Origin of the sequence: Dinoroseobacter sp. S375 (assembly GCF_049800775.1) — a bacterium.
Lineage (GTDB): Bacteria > Pseudomonadota > Alphaproteobacteria > Rhodobacterales > Rhodobacteraceae > Dinoroseobacter.
Window position 1 is genome coordinate 191,786 of the sequence record NZ_JBNAFR010000005.1, and the last position, 19,874, is coordinate 211,659.

The following is a 19,874-nucleotide window of genomic DNA, read 5'->3' on the forward strand; positions in this document are numbered from 1 at the left end:
CTCAGCTCCTCGCGCGGGGGGCTCCCGCGTCCTCGTAAAAGGCGGTGGTCTGGGCGATGACGACCGAGTTCTCATCGAGCGCCCGCTGCATCAGGTCCCGCTCTTCGTCGGGAATGTCATGCCCCTCGGCGAGCCGCTCAGGCAGCGAACCATAGCCCGTCACCTCCAGCGGGTTGAGATCCGCCTGTTTCAGCAGGGCCACGGTTTCGCGCACCGCCTCGGCCTCATCCACGCCCGAGGCATAGCACATCAGCGCCGCCCCGGAGGCATGGTCGGGCAGCCCGTCGCCATCACGGCGCCCCACCTCGACCAGCAGGGTATAGACCTCATGGGGGCGCTTGGGTTTCTTGGGTGTCTGGGCCATGGCGGCGCTCCGGGCTTTGATCGCGGCAGACCTAGCACCGCAGATCCGCGCTGACCAGAGCGGCACAGGGCGCGCCACCGGCCCGGACCTGGCGGGCAGTCCGGCACCCGACGCACTACGGCGCAGGGCACATCATCCGGTCGCCCGCGCCTGTCGCCGGGCGGCGCAGGCCTCGGGTATAGTCCTGCGCGCGCCGACCGGTCTAGGCGGTGCGTTGCTTGTAATAGGTGTCCTTGTGGATGATCAGCCCATCGCGGAACGTCAGGATATCAACGCTCAGATAGGCTTCGGTGGTCCCGTCCTTGTGGCGCGCAGTCCGGCGGTCCTCGCAATAGGCCTTGTCGCCCGCGATCCGGCAGTCCAGCGTTTCCCAATGGACGGCCTCGACCTTTTCGAACAACCCGGCAAAGACCGCCCGGATCTGCTCTGCGCCCTCAATGCGCAGGCCATGGGGTTCGGGCCCGATGGCATGGTCAAACACCGCATCCGGCGCAAAGAAGGGCATCACCGCGTCGATGTCATTGGCGTTGAAGGCATCGCCCACCGCATCCACGATCGAGAGGGTCAAATCAGTCATGAGCACTCCTCACAGGCCAAGCATGGCGCAGGTTTTGGCAAAGAAAAGCTGGATGACCGGCGGAAAGGCCCGGCTGGCGGACCATTCCATCCACTGGTCCGCGCGGGCGCGGGCCTCCGGGTCCGAGGGCGAAAGCGTGCCCGCCCCGTAGCGATCGCTGAGATAGCGGATGATCGCAAGGCTCTCCCACAGGGCGAAATCGCCGTCCCGGATTGCGGGGATCATCCGGTTGGGATTGATCTCGGCATAGGCCGCCGTGTCCAGCTTGCCGAAACGGCCCCCGGCCAGCTGGAGGCGATACGCCAGCCCCAGCTCGCCAGCGGTCCACAGAACCGGGATGACATTGGACGAATAGGGCCGTCCCCAGATCTCAAGCATGGGCCAACTCTCGTTTCTGGGCGATGGATTGGGTGCCGAATTGCGGGACCACATGCTCGAACAGCCGGTCCCAGCTGGCGAGGATCTTGGCATAGGGCACGCCTGTGTACTGCTGCATGAGCATGAGGTGGTCGAGCCCGATGGTCTCCTGCTTTTCGGCGAAACGATCGGCCACGAAGGCGGCATCGCCGACCACGATGATGCCGCGGGCATTGAGAAAATCGAACCAGTCGCCGTCGGCCTCCGCCGGTGTCATGTCTTCGCCGACGTCGAGATAACCCGCCTTGGTCCATTCCCCCGCCGGGCGGGAGCCCCCGAGGAACGCGTAATAGGCATTGATGGCGGGGCGGATCGTGGCCTCGGCCTCTGCCATGCTCTCGCCCACATAAACCGCCGTGCAGACGCCAACGCCCTCGCCCAGTCGGACCGCCCGGCCCTCGCGCTTGGACAGGGCCTCGCGATAGGGCTCCCAGCAGGCGCGCGTCGCCCGCGGGCCTGCCGACATCGAGATCACGCCCCAGCCGCGCTCCCCGGCGAGCGCGAAAGTCGGCGGGGCATTGGACATCAGCCAGACCGGCGGATGCCCCGGCTGGTACGGGCGCGGATGGACATACATCGCTTTGTAGCTGCCATCCGCCGCGTGGTAACGCGGATCGAGCGGCTCGACGAACCGGTTCGTCTTGGTCCAGCCCGGCACGGGAAACTCGTAGAATTCGCCCTTGTGGGTGAAGGCCTCCTGCGTCCAGGCCTTGAGGATCACCTCAAGGCTTTCCTGATAAAGCCGCATCACCTTGGCATTGTCCCGCCGGTCGGCATCGCGGTTGAATTGCAGCGTCGCGCGCGCGTTGATCCCCTTGGCGACCCCGAAATCCATGCGCCCCAGCGTCATGTTGTCGAGCACCCTGTCCGGACAGTGCTATCTGATCCTGTCCCATTTCGCGCCGGGCAAGGGCGCGCCGCCGGAACCGATGGAAGGCTATGTCTTCGACGGAGAACAGCACGCGATCGTGCTGGACGGGGAGGTCGAGCTGCAGCTTGGGGAAGAGCGGATCATCCTGCGCAAGGGGGACAGTTTCTCCTATCCGTCGATGATCGCGCATCGGTTCCGCAACCGCACCGAGGCGCCCGCGACGATGGTCTGGGCCATGTCCCCGGTGCGCATCAGCTGGTAGGCGCACGACCCGGCCTGCTTGCCGGGTCGCCTGGGCTCAACGGCCAGAAAGGGCGCGCGCCCCGGCAGCCGGGGCGTGAAGGCAGGGGTCTGCCCCCCTGCCTGCCGCCATGGTCAGGGCAGCATCACCGCATCGGGCATCGCGGCCGCCAGCGCCGCCGGGGCGAAGTTGTCCAGCATGTCCTCGAGCGAGACGGCCTCCCCCCGGACCACGCCCTGCGCGAGGATCCAGTCGGCCTCGGCCACCAGCAACTCGGCCAGCCCGGTATCGAGGCTCAGCCCGATATCCACATCCTCCCACTGGGCGGCGATATCCTCGGGGGACATCGCACCGCTCATGGAGGCGCTGACCGCCGCAATGGCCGCCTCGGGATCGGCTTTGACATCCGCATCCGCCTTGGCCAGCGCCCCCATGAAGGCCTCCAGCACCTCGGAGCGTTCGGTGATCATCGTGGGCGAGGCCGACAGGATGTAATGCACCTGATAGCCGGGCACGCGCAGCTCGCCGTAATCCTCGCCCAGAGTCGTGCGCGCCGCGCTGTAAAAGCTGGGGAAGGGCACGATGGCATCCACATCGCCCCGGGCGACGGCGGGCACCAGGTCGGGCGGCGCAGCACTGACCAGCTCGGCCTCGATCCCGGCCTCGGTCAGGATCTTGTCGAGATAGAAGTTCACATTGGTCCCGAGGGTGGTCCCGATCTTCTTGCCCGCCAGATCCGCGGGGCTGTCCACCGCGCCGCCGGAGGTGTTGACGATCACCCGCGAGCCGGTGAACCGCGCGAGATCCGCGACGACCCCGAACTCCTGCCCGGTGAGCGCGCCCACCGCCGCCGGGAACTCGGCCATGAAGGTGATGTCCACCTGCCCGCCCAGCATCGCCTCGAACCCTTCGCGGCCCGTGCGGAAGGCCACGAAATTGATGTCGAGTCCGGCCTCTTCGAAATAGCCGTTCTTGATGGCGATATCGACCTGCGGGGTCTGGGGGTTCGGGCTCCAGGCGAAGGTGAGTTGCTCGGCCAGCGCCGCGCCCGGCAGGCCAATCAGGGCCGCGAGGGCCAGGGGTTTCAGAAATGTCATGGCTGTCTCCAGTGAAGGGTTGTTGGATCAGGTGGCAATCAGGTCTTCCTTCGGCCGCAACAGGCCGAGGATCTCTTCGCGGATATCGAGCAGCTCCTGACCCGAGCGGCTGAAGGCGCGCGGGCGGGGCTGGGTCAGGGCGTAGTGGCGGATCATGCGCCCGGGGGCTTGGCTCATGACGCGGACATCGTCGGCCAGAAGCAGGGCCTCATCCACGTCATGGGTGACGAACAGGACCGTGGCGCGATGCTTTTGCCAGACCCCCATCAGGAGGCTGTGCATCGAGATCCGGGTCTGGGCATCCAGCGCGCCGAAGGGCTCGTCCATCAGCAGGACCTTGGGGCCGACCACGAAGGTCCGGGCAATCGCCACCCGCTGCTTCATGCCGCCCGAGAGCTGTTGGGGATACTTGTCCGCATGGGCGCTGAGCCCGACCTCGTCCAGCGCCGCGCGGGCCCGGTCGATCTCTTCGGCCTGGGACAGGCCCAGTTGCTTGAGCCCGAAACGGACATTGCCGAGCGCCGTGAACCACGGGAAGAGGGCGTATTGCTGAAAGATCACGCCGACATCATTGGACGGCCCGGTGATCGGCGCGCCATCGAGGGTCAGCCGCCCTTCGGACGGGGTCACGAAACCTGCAATCGCATTCATCAGGGTGGACTTGCCGCAGCCCGAGGGGCCGATCAGCGCGGTGAAGGTCCCGGGCTCCAGCACCAGCCGGGTGCGGTCCAGCGCCGTCATGTCCCCCTGTTTGGTGCTAAAGCGGATGACCACATCCTCGATGCCGACACGGCCCACATTCGGTTGATCCTGCATCAGCCTTGCTCCCAATGGACGAGTTTCTGGCCGATCCGGTGGACCACGTAATCCACGCTGGCCCCGAGAATGCCGAGGATGATCAGCAGCGAGAACATCCGGTCCGTGCGAATGTATTGGCGCGCCTCCTGCAGCCGGAAGCCGAGGCCCGACGAGGCCCCCGAGAGCTCCGCCGCGATCAGGCTGAGAAAGGCCAGCGCCACGCCCAGCCGGATCCCGGCAAAGATATGCGGGGCAGCGGCGGGGATGATGACGGTGACGAACTCGCGCAGCTTGGAGGCGCCCAGCGACCGGGCCGCGCGCAAATAGGTGTCCGGCACGTATTGCATCCCGTGATGGGTGTTGAACCACACCGTCAGGAACACCGTGTAGGAGACCACGAAATACTTCGAGCCCTCGCCGATGCCGAACCACACGATGGCCACCGGCACCAGCGCGATGGCCGGGATCGGGCGCAGCAGGTTGAGGAACGGGTTGAGCAGGGTCCGCACAAGTGCCACGCGCCCGGTCAGCAGGCCCAACACCACGCCCAGGGACGCGCCGATGCCGAACCCGATGGCGGCCCGCGACAGGGACACTTTCAGGTCATTGGGCAGGGTGCCATTGCTCCACATCTCGACCGTGGCGAACCAGACCGACCAGGGGGAGGGGAAGATCGTCTCGGGAACGATCTGGCTCAGGGAGACCGCCGTCCAGATGGCCAGCACGAAGCCGAACGAGATCAGCGGCGCGCCCCCCTCGGCCAGCACCGCCAGCGGACTGCGCCAGCCCCCCGGCCGGGGCTTTTCCGCGGTGGGATTGGTCACAACCATGGCACTTGCTCCGCCTTGTAGCGATGGGCCCGGAAGCAGGAATTGGTCGCCCCGGCGATGAAGCTGTTGAGCGGGCTGGGATACTCCGCGAATTCCGGGATCACGTATTCCCAGACCAGCGCGCCGTCGCGCGTGACCTCAAAGAGGCGTCCGAAGGCGCTCTCGCAGATCAGGGTATTGCCGTTCCAGAGCCGCTCGGCGCTGCCCATGAAGGGCGAGAAGAACGAGATCGGTGTCGGGTCCGTATAGGTCCAGGTGACCTCCATGGTCTTGGGGTCGAATTCCAGCGCGCGGGAGAACGGATTGGACATGCCCGGGCGCAGGTTGCCGTTGTCGAAAACAAGGACCGTGCCGTCCTCCATCTCGATCGGCGTGTGCTGCTGGGCGGTGATGTCCGGGCCTGCATGCCAGACGATCTCGCCCGTGGTCTTGTTGACCGCGATCACGCCCGAGGTGGTGCGCAGGCTCATCAGGACCAGCCCGTCCCGGGTCTCGGAGACCCCGTTGATCATCGGCCAGTGGCGGCGGTCGAAATTGGGATGGATGGGCAGGTCGGCAGGGTCCAGATGGTCCCAGATGCGCCATTCCCAGACGACCTCGCCCGCCCGGTTCACCTCGCGGACGATGTCGGACTGCACGATCCCGTCCGCGCCATCCTTGGCCGGATCGCCGCCGGTGATGCGCGCAGCCTTCTCGGCCGGAAGCTCGGCGGCCACCGTGTAGAGCAAGTTGCCATTGGCCAGCCATTGGGCGTCGTGGTGGTGGTAGATGTCTTCATGCTGCCAGACGATTTCGCCGTCGGGCGTGACCTCGTAGAAATCGCCCCCGTGCCACAGGTCCCAGGCCGGATAGAGCGCTGCCGAGGTCGCGTGGCTGCCGTTATAGCCGAGATTGCCATTGGCGAGGATCACCGCATCGCGCCCGGGGCGCACCGGCAGGTGCCACTGATGGGCCGTCTGGCCGCTGATATCGATCAGGTCGACGACACCGCCCCCGGTCTGACGTGCAAAGAGAGTGTATCCCCCCGCCGATCCGCGCGGATCATGGGCGGTCAGACCCAGCCGCCTGCGACACAGGGTGATCTGATCGGGTAGGTCAGGCTGTCCATCGGGCATCGCGGCATCTCCAAGGTGACATTAAAACGTTTTAACAATCGGTAGCAGTTGCCCCTGAGTGAGTAAAACGTTTTAAAGCACAGGCAGGCAGACCACGCCCTGCGCTGCCTGCAAACCGCTCACAGCAGGCCGAATTGACCATTTCGAAGGCAGACCGCGTATGACACCCCCTCGGAAATCCCCGGGAAAGCGCCCGACCGTGATCGATGTGGCTCAGGCGGCGGGGGTGTCGCCGGGCACGGTGTCCAACGCGCTCAGTGGCAAGCGCAAGGTGGATGCAGATACCCGCGACCGGATCGAGGCCGCCATCCAGCAGCTCGGATACCGCCCCAACCAGGCCGCGCGCCGGATGCGGACCGGGCAGACCAACACGATCGCGATCTTCTCCTCGATGCCCTTTGCCGTGGCGGCCGGCCCGTCCAAGCTCGGGTTCCTGATGGAAATCGCAGCCTCCGCCGCCGTCGCGGCCATGGCGCGGAACACCGCCCTGATCCTCGTCCCGCCGATTGCCAACCCCGAAGAGACCCTGGACACCATCGCCATGGATGGCGCGCTGGTGGTGGAACCTGCCGCGGATGATCCGGTGCTCAGCCGCCTGATCCGCGCCGGGATCCCCACGGTCTGCATCGGCCGACCGCCAGATGCCGAGATTCCCCATGTGGATCTGGACTACCCGGCGATTGCCGAACTGCTGATCGCGCATCTCTTCGAGGTCGGGGCCACGCGGTTTCCGCTGATCGTCGGGGCCAGTTCCCGGCCCAGCAATCTCGCCTTCAAGGCCGCCTATGGCGCGGCGGCCCGGCGCAGGGGCATGGCCGAGATCATGATCGAGGTCCCCGAGGATCAGGCCGAGGCGGGAGCGGCCGCCGCCCTGAGTACGCTCATCTCCCGGGGCGAGATGTTCGACGGGGTGCTCGTGCCCACGGATGCCATGGCCACCGGGGTGATGCAGGCCCTGCGCGACCATGGCCTGACGGTGCCGGACAAGGTGCGGGTCGTCACCCGCTATGACGGGGTGCGCGCCCAGACCGAATCCCCGCCCCTGACGGCGGTGGACCTGAAACTCGAAGCGGTGGCGACCCTCGCCACCCGGCAACTGGTCGAGACCATGGCAGGCCCGGCACCCGGCGCGGCGATCCCCGGACCGGAACCGCGACTGGTGGTGCGCGCCTCCAGCCGGCAACCACGCGGATAGCCCCCTCCGGACCAGCGGACAGACCTATTGTCTGAATTCAGGCCCGTGGCTAAGCTCTGCCCAATCAAAGGGATTTGAATGGCTAGTTTTCCGAGTCTGGACACACCGTCACTATTCGTTGCGTCGCCCGGAGACATGGTCAAATTGCGCCGCATGGCCTCGTCGATCTTCGAGGACATGAACCGGCAGGGCGGGCGCTCCCTCGGGATCCATATCTACAAATACGAAGACGCCGAGCTGGAGGATACGGATTCCAAGCCCATCCAGGAGCTGATCTGCCGCCCGGATGACAAGCTCTCGGAAGGGCTCGTCGCCTTCTTCGGCGAGAAGATCGGCAAGGATCTGCATTCCAACTCGGACAAGGGGATGCTCAGCGACCTGCCGGACCTGATCAGCGGCATCAAACGAAACGGCAAGCGCTATCGCCTCGTCCACCCATGGATCGACGGCGCCGAGGAGGATGGCGGGTTTCCCCTGACCGGCAGCACGTTCGAGGTGCTCTGCGCGATCGCCGGGCAGGCCCGCCTCGACGCGCAGGGCTCGGAACGCCGCCTGCCCTCCTTCCTGTGCTTCGCCTCCCCCAAGGAGGTGCTGGAATTCGACGATGCAGAGGACGCGCCCTGGGGCAATGACCAGCTCTGGGATGACACATACGCGCAACTCAGGAAACAGAAGAAGAAACTCCGGCAGGCCCAGGATGAGCTGTCCCTGCAACGGCAGATGCTGGCGAATTTCGCGCAGTACCTGAACCTGTCCGGCCATGAGCTGCGCTTCATTCCGCAGCATGACGAGATCGAGGAGGCCTACCGGTATTGGCTGCGCAATAACGGCTTCACCGGCAGCCATGCGGAGGTCGGCACGAATCCCTTCCTGGGTCTGCGCAGCTACGACGTGAAGGACCACGCATCCTATTTCGGCCGCGAGGACGAGGTGGAAGCGGCGGTCAGCCTGATCGAACGGGCCTTCGACACCCCGGATGCGCCGCAATTCTACTGGGTCAAGGGGAGCTCCGGCGTCGGCAAGTCGTCTTTCCTGCGCGCGGGCATCATCGGCGAGCTGGTGACCTCGTTTCGCGTCACCGGGCGCTACAGCCAGGCCGTGTTCCGCCCCAACCAACTGCTGTCCAAAGCCGCCCTGTCACCGGGCAATGACCCGCTCAAGGCGCTGTTTGATCTGGCCATCACCGCAATCCACCAGACCTTTTACAAGGCCCTGCCCGGCCCGGATGTCATGAAGGCTCAGTCCCGCGCCTATGACAGCTGCACACAGGAGGCCCGGGGCGCCTTCGTGGTCGACACCCTCGACCGGCTGGTTGCCGAAAGCCAGTCCGACGAGACCGGACAACCCCATCGCCTGATCCTCGGCATCGACCAGTTCGAGGAAATCGTGGACATGCTCCATGACCGGGACCGCAAGGCACCATGGGCCAGTTTCGTCGACTTCATCGTGCAGGCCCCCGCCGCCAGGCACATCTTCGTCGCCGCCACCCTGCGGGAGCGGCGGCTGCAGAAGATGCAGGAGCATCCCAAGCTCGCGCCCCTGTGGGATCGGACCTCCTGCCACGAATACGATCTGAAAGTGCCCAGCGCCAAGGATCTGCGCGGGATCATGATGCGCCCCTTCGAGATCATCAATCACAGCTATCTGGCGGATGATCTGCTGTCCCACCTGCTGGCCCAAGTGCGCCGGATCGAATCCGACGAGAAGGGCCGCTATGCGGGCCGCGTCATGCCGCTTGTCTCGCTGGTGCTGGAACAGATCCACCTGGAGGTCGGCGAGCCGGGCTGGAAGAAGAAGCACGAGAAGACCGCCACGCCCCAAGGGCCGGACGGCCAGACGGATGCCTCGGCGGACATGCAGCTCGCCGCGGCGCGCCAGGGCTATGACACGAGCCCGGTCAAGATCACGCTGGCGGCTGCGAAACAGCATGCCGACCTGGACGGGGTGATCTCGAAGCTGGCCGAGCTGGCCATGCAGGAGGCGAAACAGAAAAACGCCCTCAAGACCCAGGAGAGCACGCTGGATGACCTGCTGCGCAAGCTGGTGCGCTGGGCGGGCGGGGGCGCCGAGGAGGACACGCAATTCTCCCTCCCCGCCATCCAGATGCCCAGCACAGGGGACGAGGCGCTGCTGGCCCGGGCCCTGCGCAAGTACCGGCTCTTAATGGATGAAGGCGAGGGCAAGGTGCGGCTGGTCCATGAGACCGTGCTCAAGAAATGGCCCGAAGCGGCGGAGTTCATGGAGCGCGAACGCCCGCTCTATCGTCTGGCGCAGGAGATGGAAGTGGACGCGCGCCGCTGGAAGGAAGGGCGCGCCCTCGACACCTATCAGGTGGCCGAGCATGGCAGCGCGGCCTGCGATCTGCTGGGGCGCTGGATCCACCGGTTCAACACCTATTTCACCCCGGAGCCGGAGCCGAAGGACGCCATGCTCCGGGATTTCTGCCTTGCCGTGCTGCACGAGGTCTCGCAACCGCGCGAGATCGTGCAGAAGTCCCGCTTCAAGACCCCGCGCCTGCATCTGGCGGCGCTTTACGGGCGCGCGGACATCCTGCGCAAAATGCTCAGCACGGATCCGGAGGCCGTGGACATCACGCGCGAGGACGGCCGCACGGCCCTTATCGCCCCCTGTTTCAACTGCAACCACGAGGTGCTCGACACGCTGCTCGAATTCGGTGCCAAGGCCGATATCGAGGTGGATGACGGCTACTATCCCATTCATTTCGCCGCTATCGGCGGGGAAGTCGCCTTCACGCAGAAGCTGATCAAGGCCGGGGCCATCCCCCGCGACCAGCCCTGTCACCCGATCCATCTGGCGGCGAGCCATGGGCGCTCTGCGCTGGTCGAATTCTATCTGGACAGCTGCGACACCCCTCCGGATGTGCGCGACAAGTCTGGCTGGACGCCGACCATGTTCGCCGCCTCCCAGGGGCAATGCACCTCCCTCGACCGTCTCATCGGCCGGGCTGATCTGAACACGAGCATCGATCCGGATGCCGAGGAGCCCTTCGGGATGACCGCGCTCCATATCGCGGCGGCGAATGGCGCGCTGGACTTCGTGAAGGCCCTGGTCGAGGCGGGCGTCCCGGTCACCCAGCCCAATGCGGCCGGGGCCACGGCGCTCCATTTTGCGGTGCTGCACGGCCATCCGGTGACCGCCAGCTATCTCACCCACGAGATGGCGCGCGGCGACGCGCCCGGCCCGAATACCAAGATGAACTACGCCTGGGACAGCAAGACGATCGTCAAGATCCGGACCGAGCTCGAGAAGCCGGTGCCCAACATGACCCAGCTCAAGCTGGCGGAGTGGACAGCGCTGCATGTGGCCGTGGAGAAAAACGACACGCGCTGCCTCAAGGCCCTGCTGGAGGCCGGCGCGGATCCGAATACGCAGAACCGCCGCAACAAGACGCCCCTGCACATGGCCATCGAGAAAGAGCACGCGGAGTGCGTCGATCTGCTGGCGCGGGTGACGGATCTCACCCTGCGCGACACCTCCAATGACACGCCGCTTCAGGCGGCGGTCCGGCGCGATGACCTGTCGGCGGCGATGCTGATTGCGGGCAATGACCCGGCGCGGAAATTCGACTATGTCCATCGCTCCCGCGTGACCGACACCCAGAAGCTCACCCTGCTGCATGATGCCGTGGCCGAGGATTTCGACAATCTCACGCGGTTCCTGCTGAACTCGGATCTGCCCGAGGATCTCAGGGATGTCTTCGGCCGCACGCCCCTGCATGTCGCGGCGGCGAACGGGCAGATGAAGCAACTCTCGATCCTTCTGTCCCACGGCGCCTTCGATCACAGCGCAACCGACGGGAAGGGCCTGACCGCGCTGGAGCTGGCCTGTCTCGCCGGGCGGTTCCGGAGCGCCTCGGTCCTGCTCGATGCGTGGGGCGGGGACGCGCTGGTGACCGACTGCCCCGAGGCCCTGCACATGGCCGCACGCGGAGGCCCCACCCCGATTGCGCAGAAGCTGGTCAAGCTGGGCTATCCGGTCGATGGCTATGACCGGCGCGGCCTGACCCCCCTGATGATCGCGGCGCAATACGACCATCACGAGCTGGTCGCGTGGCTGCTGAGCGAGGACAGCGTGATCCCGCAACGCCCCATGCGCGACCGGGACGAGATCACCGCCCATACCCTGGCGACCCTGGCCGGTGCGGAAAGCTCACTGGCGCAGCTGATCGAGAATACCGGCGTGAAATCCCTGCCCCTGGCCAAGCTCGTCTGGCAGGCGGTCGAGCATGGTCAGTTCGACTGTGCCGCGCTTTTGCTGACGGCCTCGGGCGACGGCGACATCACCGATCCTGTGACGCAGATACCGCTCTCGGTCTATTACAGCGGTCAGCGCGCCCGCCAGCAGCAGGTCCTGCCCAAGGTCCCGCTCGCACCGGCGGCGCGGCTTGAAGAGATCCTGTTCCCCCAAGCCCCGCCGGAGGCCGAAACGCCCGCCCCGGCCCCCGCCCCGCCGCCCACGGGTCAGGACAAGGCGTCAGCCCGTGACGATACCGCCGTGAAACCTGCCCCGGCGCCCGTCCCGAGGGTCCGCCCCCCCAAGTCGGGCACGGTCGACACGGTCACCCAATCGCGCAAACACGGTCTGGCCAGCGATGTCTACGCCCATCACGACCGCAAGAAGGCCCTCTGGCAGCCCGTCGCCGGAGAGGAGCTTGCCGCCTTCATCGAGAAGATCAATCCGGTGGACGGGCGCTACAAACTGAACCTCGAGACTGTCGAATGCCATCGCCGCAGCCTGCCCTGGTACGACACGGTCGAGCTGATCCAGTTGCGCGACAAGAGCCTCAGAAAGCCCAAGCTCGCCCTGTGCTATCTGCGGGATGGCGAGAACCTGTTCCGGCTCAACGGGACATCGCCCCCGATCCACGAGGTGAACGCCAAGGCTCCGGTGAAGATCAATGAACAGAACGTGGCGGATTACCTGCGCTACTTCTGCTTCTTCGTGCGCGGCGAGGAAGGCCCGTTCTACGTGCTCGAGGATGCCGCGGACCCGCTGCTCTCGATCCGGGAACCCACCCTGCGCAGCGTCGTCGAGGGGACCGCGCGCCCGCTCAGTTTCGACGGGATGAACCCGCAGGGGGACTATCTGGTCAACGCCGTGATCTATTATTCCAACGCGATCTTCATAGCCCAGTTCGCCGTCCAGCCCGGCGGCATGGTCAGGATGGTCGAGGACGAGCCCATCGCCGCCGACCTGCCCTTCAAGCTTGATTGTCCCCTGTCCTAGACAGCCGGGTCAGCCAGTCCTGCGCGATCGCGGCCACACCGTAATTGCCCGGAGTGTCCGTCGCGAGCCGACGGCGCCAATGGGCGATCATGCTGGGATAGGCGTTGAACTCGTGCTGACCCGCACGCTGGATCCAGCGATCCAGCGGCCAGAAGCGGAACCCGCTGTCCCATTGGTCCAGCACCGCCTCCGAGGGGCGCGCCGAGGTGGAACCCTTGGACAGAACCTCCACAAAACTGTCGCCCTCCTTGCCGCCCAGCCGAGTCAGGGCCTCGGTGCGGCGCTCCTTGAAGATCTCGACGACGCGGTCGATGGCCCCGCGCCCATGGCCCTGCGGCGAGACCCGCTGCACATAGAGAAGCGGCATGGTGCGGTTGATCTCGAGCTGGTCGAGCTCCGGCGCCCAGATCGGATCCCCTGCGGCATTCATCGCCGCGACGTCGAGGTTCTCGACCAACCAACACGCCCGGCAAAGGGTGACGTAATCCTCCGGCACGACGGCGGGCACAATGCGCGGAACCACCTCCATGAACCGGTCGGACGCAAAGCCGCAGGCCCGGCAGGTCTGCAGGTCCCGGGCCTGGGTCGCGGCCTTGATCCCTTCGGGAACGGGGTCCGGCGAGACCCCCTCGAACGGGTTGGGAACGACGAGCCGCGCGTCGGAAAATCCGGGCTTCAAGGCGATTGTCTTCATCGTTGTCCCTTATGTTCGCGCAGGGCCAGTTCAACAAAAAATGCCCGCCCCGCATAGCCCCAAGGCGCGCGGCCTATGACGCGAGCTCCTTCAGAAGCCGATCATGGATGTACCGGTCCAGCGGGTTCGGGCGCAATCTGGCCTGCACATCCGACCCCGGATCCGCGATGGTGCGGGTCTTGCGCAGATAGGCGCGGCTCATCCGGGGCGGCGGGGCTGGTTCGAAATCGGGGTCGAAGAAGGGGTTGGGATCAAACTGCCCCTCGAAAACCGGGTCGGTGAGGTAGTTCGGCAGCCGCGCGACCACCGCCTCGTCCCCGGCAATCTGCAACAGCATCTCGCCCCGTTCCATGTCGAGAAACTGTCGCCCCGAGACGAAGCCGACCAGCTCGGACATGCTCTCGGCCGCGCTGAGATTGTTGGCGCCAAAGGCCTGAAACACCCGGCTGTTATTGACCATGGTCTGCCAGTCCAGCGGGTAGAGCTGCTTGAGCTGGCTGACATCCTGCCAGAAGCTCCAGGTTTGCAACCCGTAGCCGCGCAGCAGGGTGATGGCGGTCCGCAACTCGTCGAGCGTGCCGAGCTGTGCCGCCTCGTCCAGCACGAAGAGCGTGGATTTCGGCGGCTTGGTCCGGCGGCGCAGGATCAACTGAATCAGGGCCCCGATCCACAGCCGCAGCACGCGGCCATGGCTTTGCAGCATGTGAGGCGGCATCACGATATAGAGCGACAGCGGATCGCCCCGCACGATCTTTTCCAGATCGAAGGTCGAGTGTTCCAGCACGAATTGCACCAGAGGGCCGCGGACAAAATCGATCCCCTCCTGGGCGAAGGCGATGATCCCGCCAAGGGTCTCGGACGCCCCGATGGACAGCGCGCCCTCGATCAGGCGGACCTCCGGGTGCCGCGACTGGCGCAACCGCTTGGCGACCACCGCCTGCTGTGTGGTCATCTCGTGGATGATCGCGCGCACCTCCATCAGGGTCTGTTTCTCGCGCGGCAGATCCGTCACCACATGGAGCACCACACCCAGCAGAAGCTGGCGCGCCCGCGAGACCCAGAACTGGTTCTTGGTGCCGTCGATACTGTCCGGCAAAAGCGCCATGACCAGCGCGGTCGCCTCGTCCACGCTCTCGGCGCTGTTGGGGCGGATCAGGTCGAGCGGATTGAACCCGCCCGGCTCTTCGCCGGTGATTCCCATCGGGTCGAGCACGACAACGGTTTCCCCCCGCTCCCGGCGGGCGCGGGCGGTGACGGCGGCATTCTCCCCCTTGGGGTCGACGACGATCACCGGGCCGTTATGGCGCAAAAGCGCGGGGATGATGCAGCCCACCCCCTTGCCCGCCCCGGTCGGCGCGATGGTGATCAGATGGCCCTCGGGATCCATCAGGATCGGGTCGACATAGCCGTCCTGCGGCGTGATATCCGGGTCTCCGAAGTTGAAGCCGACGGGCGCGCGCGCGTGCTCGGCCTCCATGGACCAGCCCACGAGCAGGCCGTCGCCGGGCAGTTGCGGCGGGTATTTCCGCAGCACCACATCGACAGGAAAGGGAAGGGATCGGTTGGGCATGCTCACGCCTCCCTGCGCAGGCGGCGCGCCGCCTTGTCAAAAATGACATCCGGAACGCGGCCCACGTCTTCCGCCACGGGCGTATCGCTTTCCATGTTCACCTGGCCATTGGTCTCGATCTTGAAGGCAGCCTCGAAGAGGGTCCCGCCATAGAGCACCGAAGCCGACCAGAGCCCGGTTTCGGCATCCTTGCGTGGGGGCGCGATCTCGGCCGTCACGTCACCCGCCACCTGCTCGGGCCCGGTGACGATCTCGAACGGGCCCTCGTCTCCGTGCACGAACCGGCAGAAAAACTGCAGATAGGCCATCTCGAGCGCCGGATCGGCGAGGTTGGGATCCTCGCGCGCATTGATCCCGTGGATCACGGCGGAATCCCCGGTGAGCGCCCGCGCCCCGTCCGACCCATAGAGGCAGGAGACCCATTCCGTGGCCTGCCCCAACTGGGTCGTCTCCATATCGCACAGGATATGCTCGGCAAAAAACGGCAGGGCCATGGCCCGCATCCTGCGGACCCTGCGTTTGCGGGAGAGCACGCCGAAATCGTAGATCCGCTCGGTCAGAAGACGCGCCGTCTCGTCGGAAATGTCGTGCCAGTCGCCATCAAGGGCGGCGGGGAATGAACTGTCTGTCATGGTGTCTCGGTGGTGTCTTTCCGGGTCTCGGGCCCCTCCCCGGACATATCCCGGGCAATGGCGGCGCGCGCCTGTGTCAGATCCGTATGCGCGACGCTGAGCGCCACGTCATAGGCGTGGCAGATCTCGAGCAGGCGTTCGAAGGCCGCCCGGTGCAGGCTGTGGGCAAAGGCCCCTTCGGCGGTCTCCCGCAGGTGGATCGCAAAGGCCCGGTCCTGAGAGGGGGCGTCGGTATTGGGCCGGGCCCAACTCCGCAGGCTTTCGACACAGGCCACGGCGCGCTTCGCATACGCCTCGGCCTCCGCACGGGCGCGGGCTTCGGCCTCGGGGCCTTCGGCGTCGGTGGGCGGGGCAAAGGATGGCGGCGTGGTGACATCGATCACCATCACCGCGCTGTTCTCGGGCAGGCGCGGGATGTCCAGCAGGGGGACACTGTCCGGCAGGGTGACCTCCCGCGCCGGATAGCCCTGCTCCACCTGTTCCAGCGCGGCGACGATCCCGCGCAGGCTCGCGGCATCCAGACGTTGCGCATTGGCGGCCCGCTCCGGCGCGGTGAGAGCCTCGGGCGCGGCGGGGTGCCGGGCCAAGTCATAGAGCTCCGCATAGGGGCGGAAATCGACATGGAGCTTCATCGCGTTGCGGCGACGCTCCCCCGGCTTGACCGCGGACCAGCCGCGCATGGCCCGCTCGACCATCCAGCGCCGATGCTCCGCCGCGCAGACCGCGCCCAGAGATGTCTCCGGCCCGAGATCCGCGAGCCGTTCAGGCGCAAAGATCCGGTCGATCGCCGCATGGCCAAGGGTGGGCAGGCCGCCCCGGTGCCGGGTCTTCCAGTCAAAGCCCAGCTCCCACAGGCGCAGCGCGGCCTGATAAGCGGCATCCTGATTGGCCAGCTTCGCATCATCCGTCAGATCCGCCCAAGCACCGCGAAAGCGCTGCCGCTCATTGTGCCACGCGGCGGTCAGCCGGGCGCGATCCGGCTCCGGTGGTCCGTCCTCCGGCCCCCAGGGCGGCGGCCCGTATTGGCGCAGCACATCGCTCAGCCCGGATTTGCGCAGGTTGTCCTGCACGGTGGCGTCGTAATGCGCGTGGATGCTCTTGGCGATATCGCCCCATGTGTCGTCGAGAATGCTCAGGGTGGGGATCACATCCTGCATCCCGCCGAAAGGTGCCACCAGATGCCAGGGATCCTCCTGCCCGATCCGGTGGCGGCCCCCGTCGCGCACATTCGACTGCCAGACCCGCGGATAGATCGGCGCGGGCGGGCGCAGACCGCGCCGCATCTCGCTCTCCAGCCGCATGGCCAGCGCCATATTGGTCGCATCATCCGTACAGCACAGGATCCACGCCGTGATCGGCACCCCGTCCTTGAGATCCTCCTGACAAAGATCCTCGGCCAGACATTGCACGAACTGGATATCCGGACAGTCCTCGGGCGGCAGCGTGCCGTCAAAGAGATGGGGCATCACCGCCCGGAACCGGTCGCGGCCACCGCTGCGATCGCGGTCAACGACGGTAACCTTGGGCCGCCCGAGCCGGGCCGAACAGCCATGGATCACCGCCTCGCGGGTCATGGCCATCCCCAGATCCCCGGCCCCCACGACGACCAGATGCAGCTGCGGGCGGGCCTGCCCCGGGGCGGGCTGCGCCCGCACGGCGCGTTCAGCCAGCCAGGTCCGGGCAAAGAAATAGCGCGCGGTCTCTTCCCGGATGGCAAAGCCCTGATAGCCGCGCTCGGCCTTGATCCCCGCATCCGAGGTCAGCTGAAGCTGGCGATGCACCTCGGCATTGGTGAAATGCGCAAAGACGACGTCCTTGGTCCGGGCCTCGGGCTGCCGGGCCTTGAGGATGCCCGAGACGATCTGCGCGGTTTCCATGGTCAGGCTGTCATCCCCGGCAGCGATGATCACCCTGTGCGCCCGGTGCAAAAACAGGCCCTGCAAGGCGTTCTCGTCGCGAATGTCGCGATCCACCAGCACGATCCGGTACCTCGCGGCAAAGGCCTTGGCCGCATCATCGAAGCTGCGCGCGACGATGGTCAGGCGACACCCCTTCGAGACCCGCTCCCGCGCGATCTCCTGATTGACTGCGCCATAGCCGATCAGGACATGGCGGTCGCCGAACAGGTTCAGGGACTGGGTCCACAGCTTGCAATAGGTCCAGATCGACGAGGACAGCAGCCGCACCGCCGCAAAGATCAGCAGGAAGGCCGCCCCGAAGCGCGACAGGTTGATCGCGGTCTGGCCTGAGCCCGCGCCAGCGCTCGGATCGATCGCGCAGGTCATTTCCGAGGTCAGGGCGAAGTGCTGCACCGACTTGTAGAGCGTGTGCCAGAACCCGTCCTCGGGGTCGCAGATCCGGTAGCCGTAATACCCGGTGCCCAAAACCACGAAGAACAGAAGAACGCCGAGATACCGCAACAGCCAGTTCAGGACTTGTCGGACTGTAGGAAAACTGCCTTTGATCGTCTCACATCCTCTGCCGGGTCACGCCGGGCCATCCATGGGCACAAGACCCTGCGCGCCTGTCTCGTCTTGTGTCGTCGCGTCCTGACCACGGACGGGGCCGGGCCTTTCGGGGGAGTGAACACCAAGTTTCGGAGCGCGCCTAGAAAAAACCGTGCCGAACCAGCACCAAGAGGGCCCGAGCGCGCCATGACTGCAGATCAATCAGACCCCGTCCCCGGCTTTGCCCGCGCCTTTGTTGCGACCGAAGGGGTGCTCGGGGTGACAGGTCACCGGCTTGACCGCCTGACCCCGCCCGATCAGGAGCAGTTGGCGATCCTGAGCCGGTCCCTGTTCGCCCGGGTGCATCCTGCCTGCCGGTTGATGTCCTGCCTCGCCGAGGGGGCCGACACCATCACTGCCGAGGCCTGGCCTGCTGATCGTGGGCTGCTCGGGCTGCTCCCTGCGGGAGAGGCCCATTGGCGCGCCAACATCGCCCCGGTCATGGACCCCGCGCGGTTCGACGCGCTCATCGCCCGCGCGCAGGTGGAAACGCTGGGACAGACACCGCCGGTGGATTGGACCGCGCTCGCCATGGCGCTTGTCGCGCGGGTCGACCGGGTCCTCGCGATCTGGGACGGCGCGCCGGGCAAGCCGGGCGGCACCGGATCGGTGGTCGCCGCAGCGCGCGCGGCGGGCAAGCCCGTGCTGCATCTCAGGTTCGACGCGGACGGTTTCACCTGGGTCCCGTGATCGCGCCAAAGCTCCGGCCCCGCCCGCCGCGCGGCGCAAATCGGGCTTGTGCGCGCCCGTCTCAACAGAAAGTCACTGGACAGAGCCCCCATCGCGCCCCATCTGGTGCCGATACGAAGTGGGAGATGGAAAATGATCACGATCCTGGATGGCGGCATGGGTCAGGAACTGATCGCGCGGAGCACGGCAGAGCCGACACCGCTCTGGGCGACCCAGGTGATGCTGGACACGCCCGAGCTGGTGCGCGCGGTCCATGACGATTTTTTCGCCGCCGGGGCCAGCGTGGCCACCGCGAACACCTATAGCATCCACCATGACAGGCTGCGCCCCGCCGGGCTCGATGCGCAGTTCGACAGCCTGCACCGCACCGCCTGCACCCTCGCCGCAGAGGCCCGGGATGCGGCCGGTGGCGGACGCGTGGCCGGGGCGCTCGGCCCGCTGAACGGCTCCTACCAGACCGACCGCCTGCCAGAGAATGCCATCGACCGCTTCGAAGAGATCTGCCGCATTCAGGCCCCGCTCGTGGACCTGTTCCTGATCGAAACCGCCGCATCCATCGCACAGATCCGCGCGACGCTGACCGGCGCTTTCGGCCATGGCAAGCCGGTCTGGCTCGCGGTCTCGGTGGACGATGTGGACGGAACCAAACTGCGCTCGGGCGAGCCGCTGGACGAGGTGATGGACTGGGCCGACGGGGTCGATGCCCTGCTGGTGAACTGCTCCACCCCCGAAGCGGTGAGCACCGCGCTCGATGTGATCCGCGGGGTGGACATCCCCTTCGGCGCCTATGCCAACGGCTTCACCCGGATCACCGAGAGCTTCGTGCAGGTCGGCGCGACGGTCAAGAACCTCTCGGCGCGCACGGACCTCACCCCCGATGCCTATGCCGCCTTCGCCGAGGACTGGGCCGCCAAGGGTGCGACGATCATCGGCGGCTGCTGCGAAGTCGGCCCCGCCCATATCGCGGAACTGGCCCGGCGGCTGACCTGAACCCGCGCCTCAGGCCGGTTTGCCAACCGACCCGCGCGC

17 protein-coding genes are annotated in these 19,874 nt (G+C 66.4%); 5 read left to right on the plus strand and 12 right to left on the minus strand.

Features of this window, described 5'->3' with window-relative positions; genetic code table 11:
• Nucleotide 1: 1 nt before the first annotated feature.
• From ACP150_RS13400 to ACP150_RS13415, 4 genes are all read right to left on the minus strand, one after another.
• The gene (locus ACP150_RS13400) at nucleotides 2–364 is read right to left on the minus strand and encodes a hypothetical protein (RefSeq protein ID WP_424967159.1); all 363 of its coding nucleotides are present in this window, start codon (nucleotides 362–364) and stop codon (nucleotides 2–4) included.
• A 202-nt stretch (nucleotides 365–566) separates the two neighbouring features.
• Complete coding sequence (locus ACP150_RS13405) at nucleotides 567–941, minus strand: nuclear transport factor 2 family protein (protein WP_424967160.1); 375 nt, start codon at nucleotides 939–941, stop codon at nucleotides 567–569.
• Between the two features lie 9 nt (nucleotides 942–950).
• A complete protein-coding gene (locus ACP150_RS13410; protein ID WP_424967161.1) occupies nucleotides 951–1,319 on the minus strand; it encodes a glutathione S-transferase N-terminal domain-containing protein in 369 nt (122 codons plus the stop codon).
• Entirely contained in the window at nucleotides 1,312–2,208 is an 897-nt protein-coding gene (locus ACP150_RS13415) for an LLM class flavin-dependent oxidoreductase (RefSeq protein ID WP_424967162.1), read from the minus strand. Before ACP150_RS13415 ends, ACP150_RS13410 begins: the two co-directional genes overlap by 8 nt.
• Here ACP150_RS13415 and ACP150_RS13420 point away from each other — a divergent pair.
• Nucleotides 2,207–2,491 carry a cupin domain-containing protein gene (locus ACP150_RS13420; RefSeq protein ID WP_424967163.1) on the plus strand — a complete coding sequence of 95 codons (285 nt, stop codon included), beginning with the start codon at nucleotides 2,207–2,209 and terminating at the stop codon, nucleotides 2,489–2,491. The genes ACP150_RS13415 and ACP150_RS13420 overlap by 2 nt on opposite strands.
• A 113-nt stretch (nucleotides 2,492–2,604) precedes the next feature.
• On the opposite strand, the gene ACP150_RS13425 is transcribed toward ACP150_RS13420, so the two are convergent.
• Genes ACP150_RS13425 through ACP150_RS13440 form a run of 4 tightly spaced genes read right to left on the minus strand, consistent with a single transcriptional unit; the run spans nucleotide 2,605 to nucleotide 6,310 of the window.
• Nucleotides 2,605–3,567, minus strand: coding sequence for an ABC transporter substrate-binding protein (locus tag ACP150_RS13425; protein ID WP_424967164.1), 963 nt, complete (start codon nucleotides 3,565–3,567; stop codon nucleotides 2,605–2,607).
• 27 nt (nucleotides 3,568–3,594) lie between these two features.
• Complete coding sequence (locus tag ACP150_RS13430; protein WP_424967165.1) at nucleotides 3,595–4,383, minus strand: ABC transporter ATP-binding protein; 789 nt, start codon at nucleotides 4,381–4,383, stop codon at nucleotides 3,595–3,597.
• Complete coding sequence (locus ACP150_RS13435) at nucleotides 4,383–5,195, minus strand: ABC transporter permease (RefSeq protein WP_424967166.1); 813 nt, start codon at nucleotides 5,193–5,195, stop codon at nucleotides 4,383–4,385. The genes ACP150_RS13430 and ACP150_RS13435 overlap by 1 nt, the downstream gene beginning before the upstream one ends.
• Entirely contained in the window at nucleotides 5,186–6,310 is a 1,125-nt protein-coding gene (locus ACP150_RS13440) for an aryl-sulfate sulfotransferase (RefSeq protein ID WP_424967167.1), read from the minus strand. The genes ACP150_RS13435 and ACP150_RS13440 overlap by 10 nt, the downstream gene beginning before the upstream one ends.
• Before the next feature lie 160 nt (nucleotides 6,311–6,470).
• Here ACP150_RS13440 and ACP150_RS13445 point away from each other — a divergent pair, with 160 nt between their 5' ends.
• Nucleotides 6,471–7,505 (plus strand): LacI family DNA-binding transcriptional regulator, encoded by a 1,035-nt coding sequence (locus tag ACP150_RS13445; RefSeq protein ID WP_424967168.1) that lies wholly within the window; start codon nucleotides 6,471–6,473, stop codon nucleotides 7,503–7,505.
• Between the two features lie 135 nt (nucleotides 7,506–7,640).
• Nucleotides 7,641–12,752, plus strand: coding sequence for an ankyrin repeat domain-containing protein (locus ACP150_RS13450; RefSeq protein ID WP_424967169.1), 5,112 nt, complete (start codon nucleotides 7,641–7,643; stop codon nucleotides 12,750–12,752).
• On the opposite strand, the gene ACP150_RS13455 is transcribed toward ACP150_RS13450, so the two are convergent.
• The 4 genes from ACP150_RS13455 to ACP150_RS13470 form a co-directional block, all read right to left on the minus strand.
• Nucleotides 12,727–13,446 carry a hypothetical protein gene (locus ACP150_RS13455; RefSeq protein WP_424967170.1) on the minus strand — a complete coding sequence of 240 codons (720 nt, stop codon included), beginning with the start codon at nucleotides 13,444–13,446 and terminating at the stop codon, nucleotides 12,727–12,729. The genes ACP150_RS13450 and ACP150_RS13455 overlap by 26 nt on opposite strands.
• Before the next feature lie 73 nt (nucleotides 13,447–13,519).
• Nucleotides 13,520–15,016: a type IV secretory system conjugative DNA transfer family protein gene (locus tag ACP150_RS13460; RefSeq protein ID WP_424967171.1), complete on the minus strand. Its 1,497-nt coding sequence runs from the start codon at nucleotides 15,014–15,016 to the stop codon at nucleotides 13,520–13,522.
• A gap of 2 nt (nucleotides 15,017–15,018) precedes the next feature.
• Nucleotides 15,019–15,648, minus strand: a complete 630-nt coding sequence (locus ACP150_RS13465; protein ID WP_424967172.1) for a hypothetical protein — start codon at nucleotides 15,646–15,648, stop codon at nucleotides 15,019–15,021.
• On the minus strand, nucleotides 15,645–18,068 hold the full coding sequence (locus ACP150_RS13470; protein ID WP_424967173.1) for a hypothetical protein: 2,424 nt from the start codon (nucleotides 18,066–18,068) through the stop codon (nucleotides 15,645–15,647). The genes ACP150_RS13465 and ACP150_RS13470 overlap by 4 nt, the downstream gene beginning before the upstream one ends.
• Before the next feature lie 234 nt (nucleotides 18,069–18,302).
• Here ACP150_RS13470 and ACP150_RS13475 point away from each other — a divergent pair, with 234 nt between their 5' ends.
• Together ACP150_RS13475 and ACP150_RS13480 are read left to right on the plus strand one after the other, a co-directional pair.
• Entirely contained in the window at nucleotides 18,303–18,845 is a 543-nt protein-coding gene (locus ACP150_RS13475; protein ID WP_424967174.1) for a hypothetical protein, read from the plus strand.
• Between the two features lie 132 nt (nucleotides 18,846–18,977).
• A complete protein-coding gene (locus ACP150_RS13480) occupies nucleotides 18,978–19,835 on the plus strand; it encodes a homocysteine S-methyltransferase family protein (RefSeq protein WP_424967175.1) in 858 nt (285 codons plus the stop codon).
• Nucleotides 19,836–19,874: the final 39 nt, after the last annotated feature.

Coding starts and splice junctions, on each gene's coding strand:
- ACP150_RS13450 (WP_424967169.1), top strand. CDS start 7,641: ATGGTCAAATTGCGCCGCATGGCCTCGTCGATCTTCGAGGACATGAAC.
- ACP150_RS13405 (WP_424967160.1), bottom strand. CDS start 941: ATGACTGATTTGACCCTCTCGATCGTGGATGCGGTGGGCGATGCCTTC.
- ACP150_RS13415 (WP_424967162.1), bottom strand. CDS start 2,208: ATGACGCTGGGGCGCATGGATTTCGGGGTCGCCAAGGGGATCAACGCG.
- ACP150_RS13465 (WP_424967172.1), bottom strand. CDS start 15,648: ATGACAGACAGTTCATTCCCCGCCGCCCTTGATGGCGACTGGCACGAC.
- ACP150_RS13435 (WP_424967166.1), bottom strand. CDS start 5,195: ATGGTTGTGACCAATCCCACCGCGGAAAAGCCCCGGCCGGGGGGCTGG.
- ACP150_RS13455 (WP_424967170.1), bottom strand. CDS start 13,446: ATGAAGACAATCGCCTTGAAGCCCGGATTTTCCGACGCGCGGCTCGTC.
- ACP150_RS13410 (WP_424967161.1), bottom strand. CDS start 1,319: ATGCTTGAGATCTGGGGACGGCCCTATTCGTCCAATGTCATCCCGGTT.
- ACP150_RS13475 (WP_424967174.1), top strand. CDS start 18,303: ATGACTGCAGATCAATCAGACCCCGTCCCCGGCTTTGCCCGCGCCTTT.
- ACP150_RS13430 (WP_424967165.1), bottom strand. CDS start 4,383: ATGCAGGATCAACCGAATGTGGGCCGTGTCGGCATCGAGGATGTGGTC.
- ACP150_RS13425 (WP_424967164.1), bottom strand. CDS start 3,567: ATGACATTTCTGAAACCCCTGGCCCTCGCGGCCCTGATTGGCCTGCCG.
- ACP150_RS13480 (WP_424967175.1), top strand. CDS start 18,978: ATGATCACGATCCTGGATGGCGGCATGGGTCAGGAACTGATCGCGCGG.
- ACP150_RS13420 (WP_424967163.1), top strand. CDS start 2,207: ATGTTGTCGAGCACCCTGTCCGGACAGTGCTATCTGATCCTGTCCCAT.
- ACP150_RS13400 (WP_424967159.1), bottom strand. CDS start 364: ATGGCCCAGACACCCAAGAAACCCAAGCGCCCCCATGAGGTCTATACC.
- ACP150_RS13440 (WP_424967167.1), bottom strand. CDS start 6,310: ATGCCCGATGGACAGCCTGACCTACCCGATCAGATCACCCTGTGTCGC.
- ACP150_RS13460 (WP_424967171.1), bottom strand. CDS start 15,016: ATGCCCAACCGATCCCTTCCCTTTCCTGTCGATGTGGTGCTGCGGAAA.
- ACP150_RS13445 (WP_424967168.1), top strand. CDS start 6,471: ATGACACCCCCTCGGAAATCCCCGGGAAAGCGCCCGACCGTGATCGAT.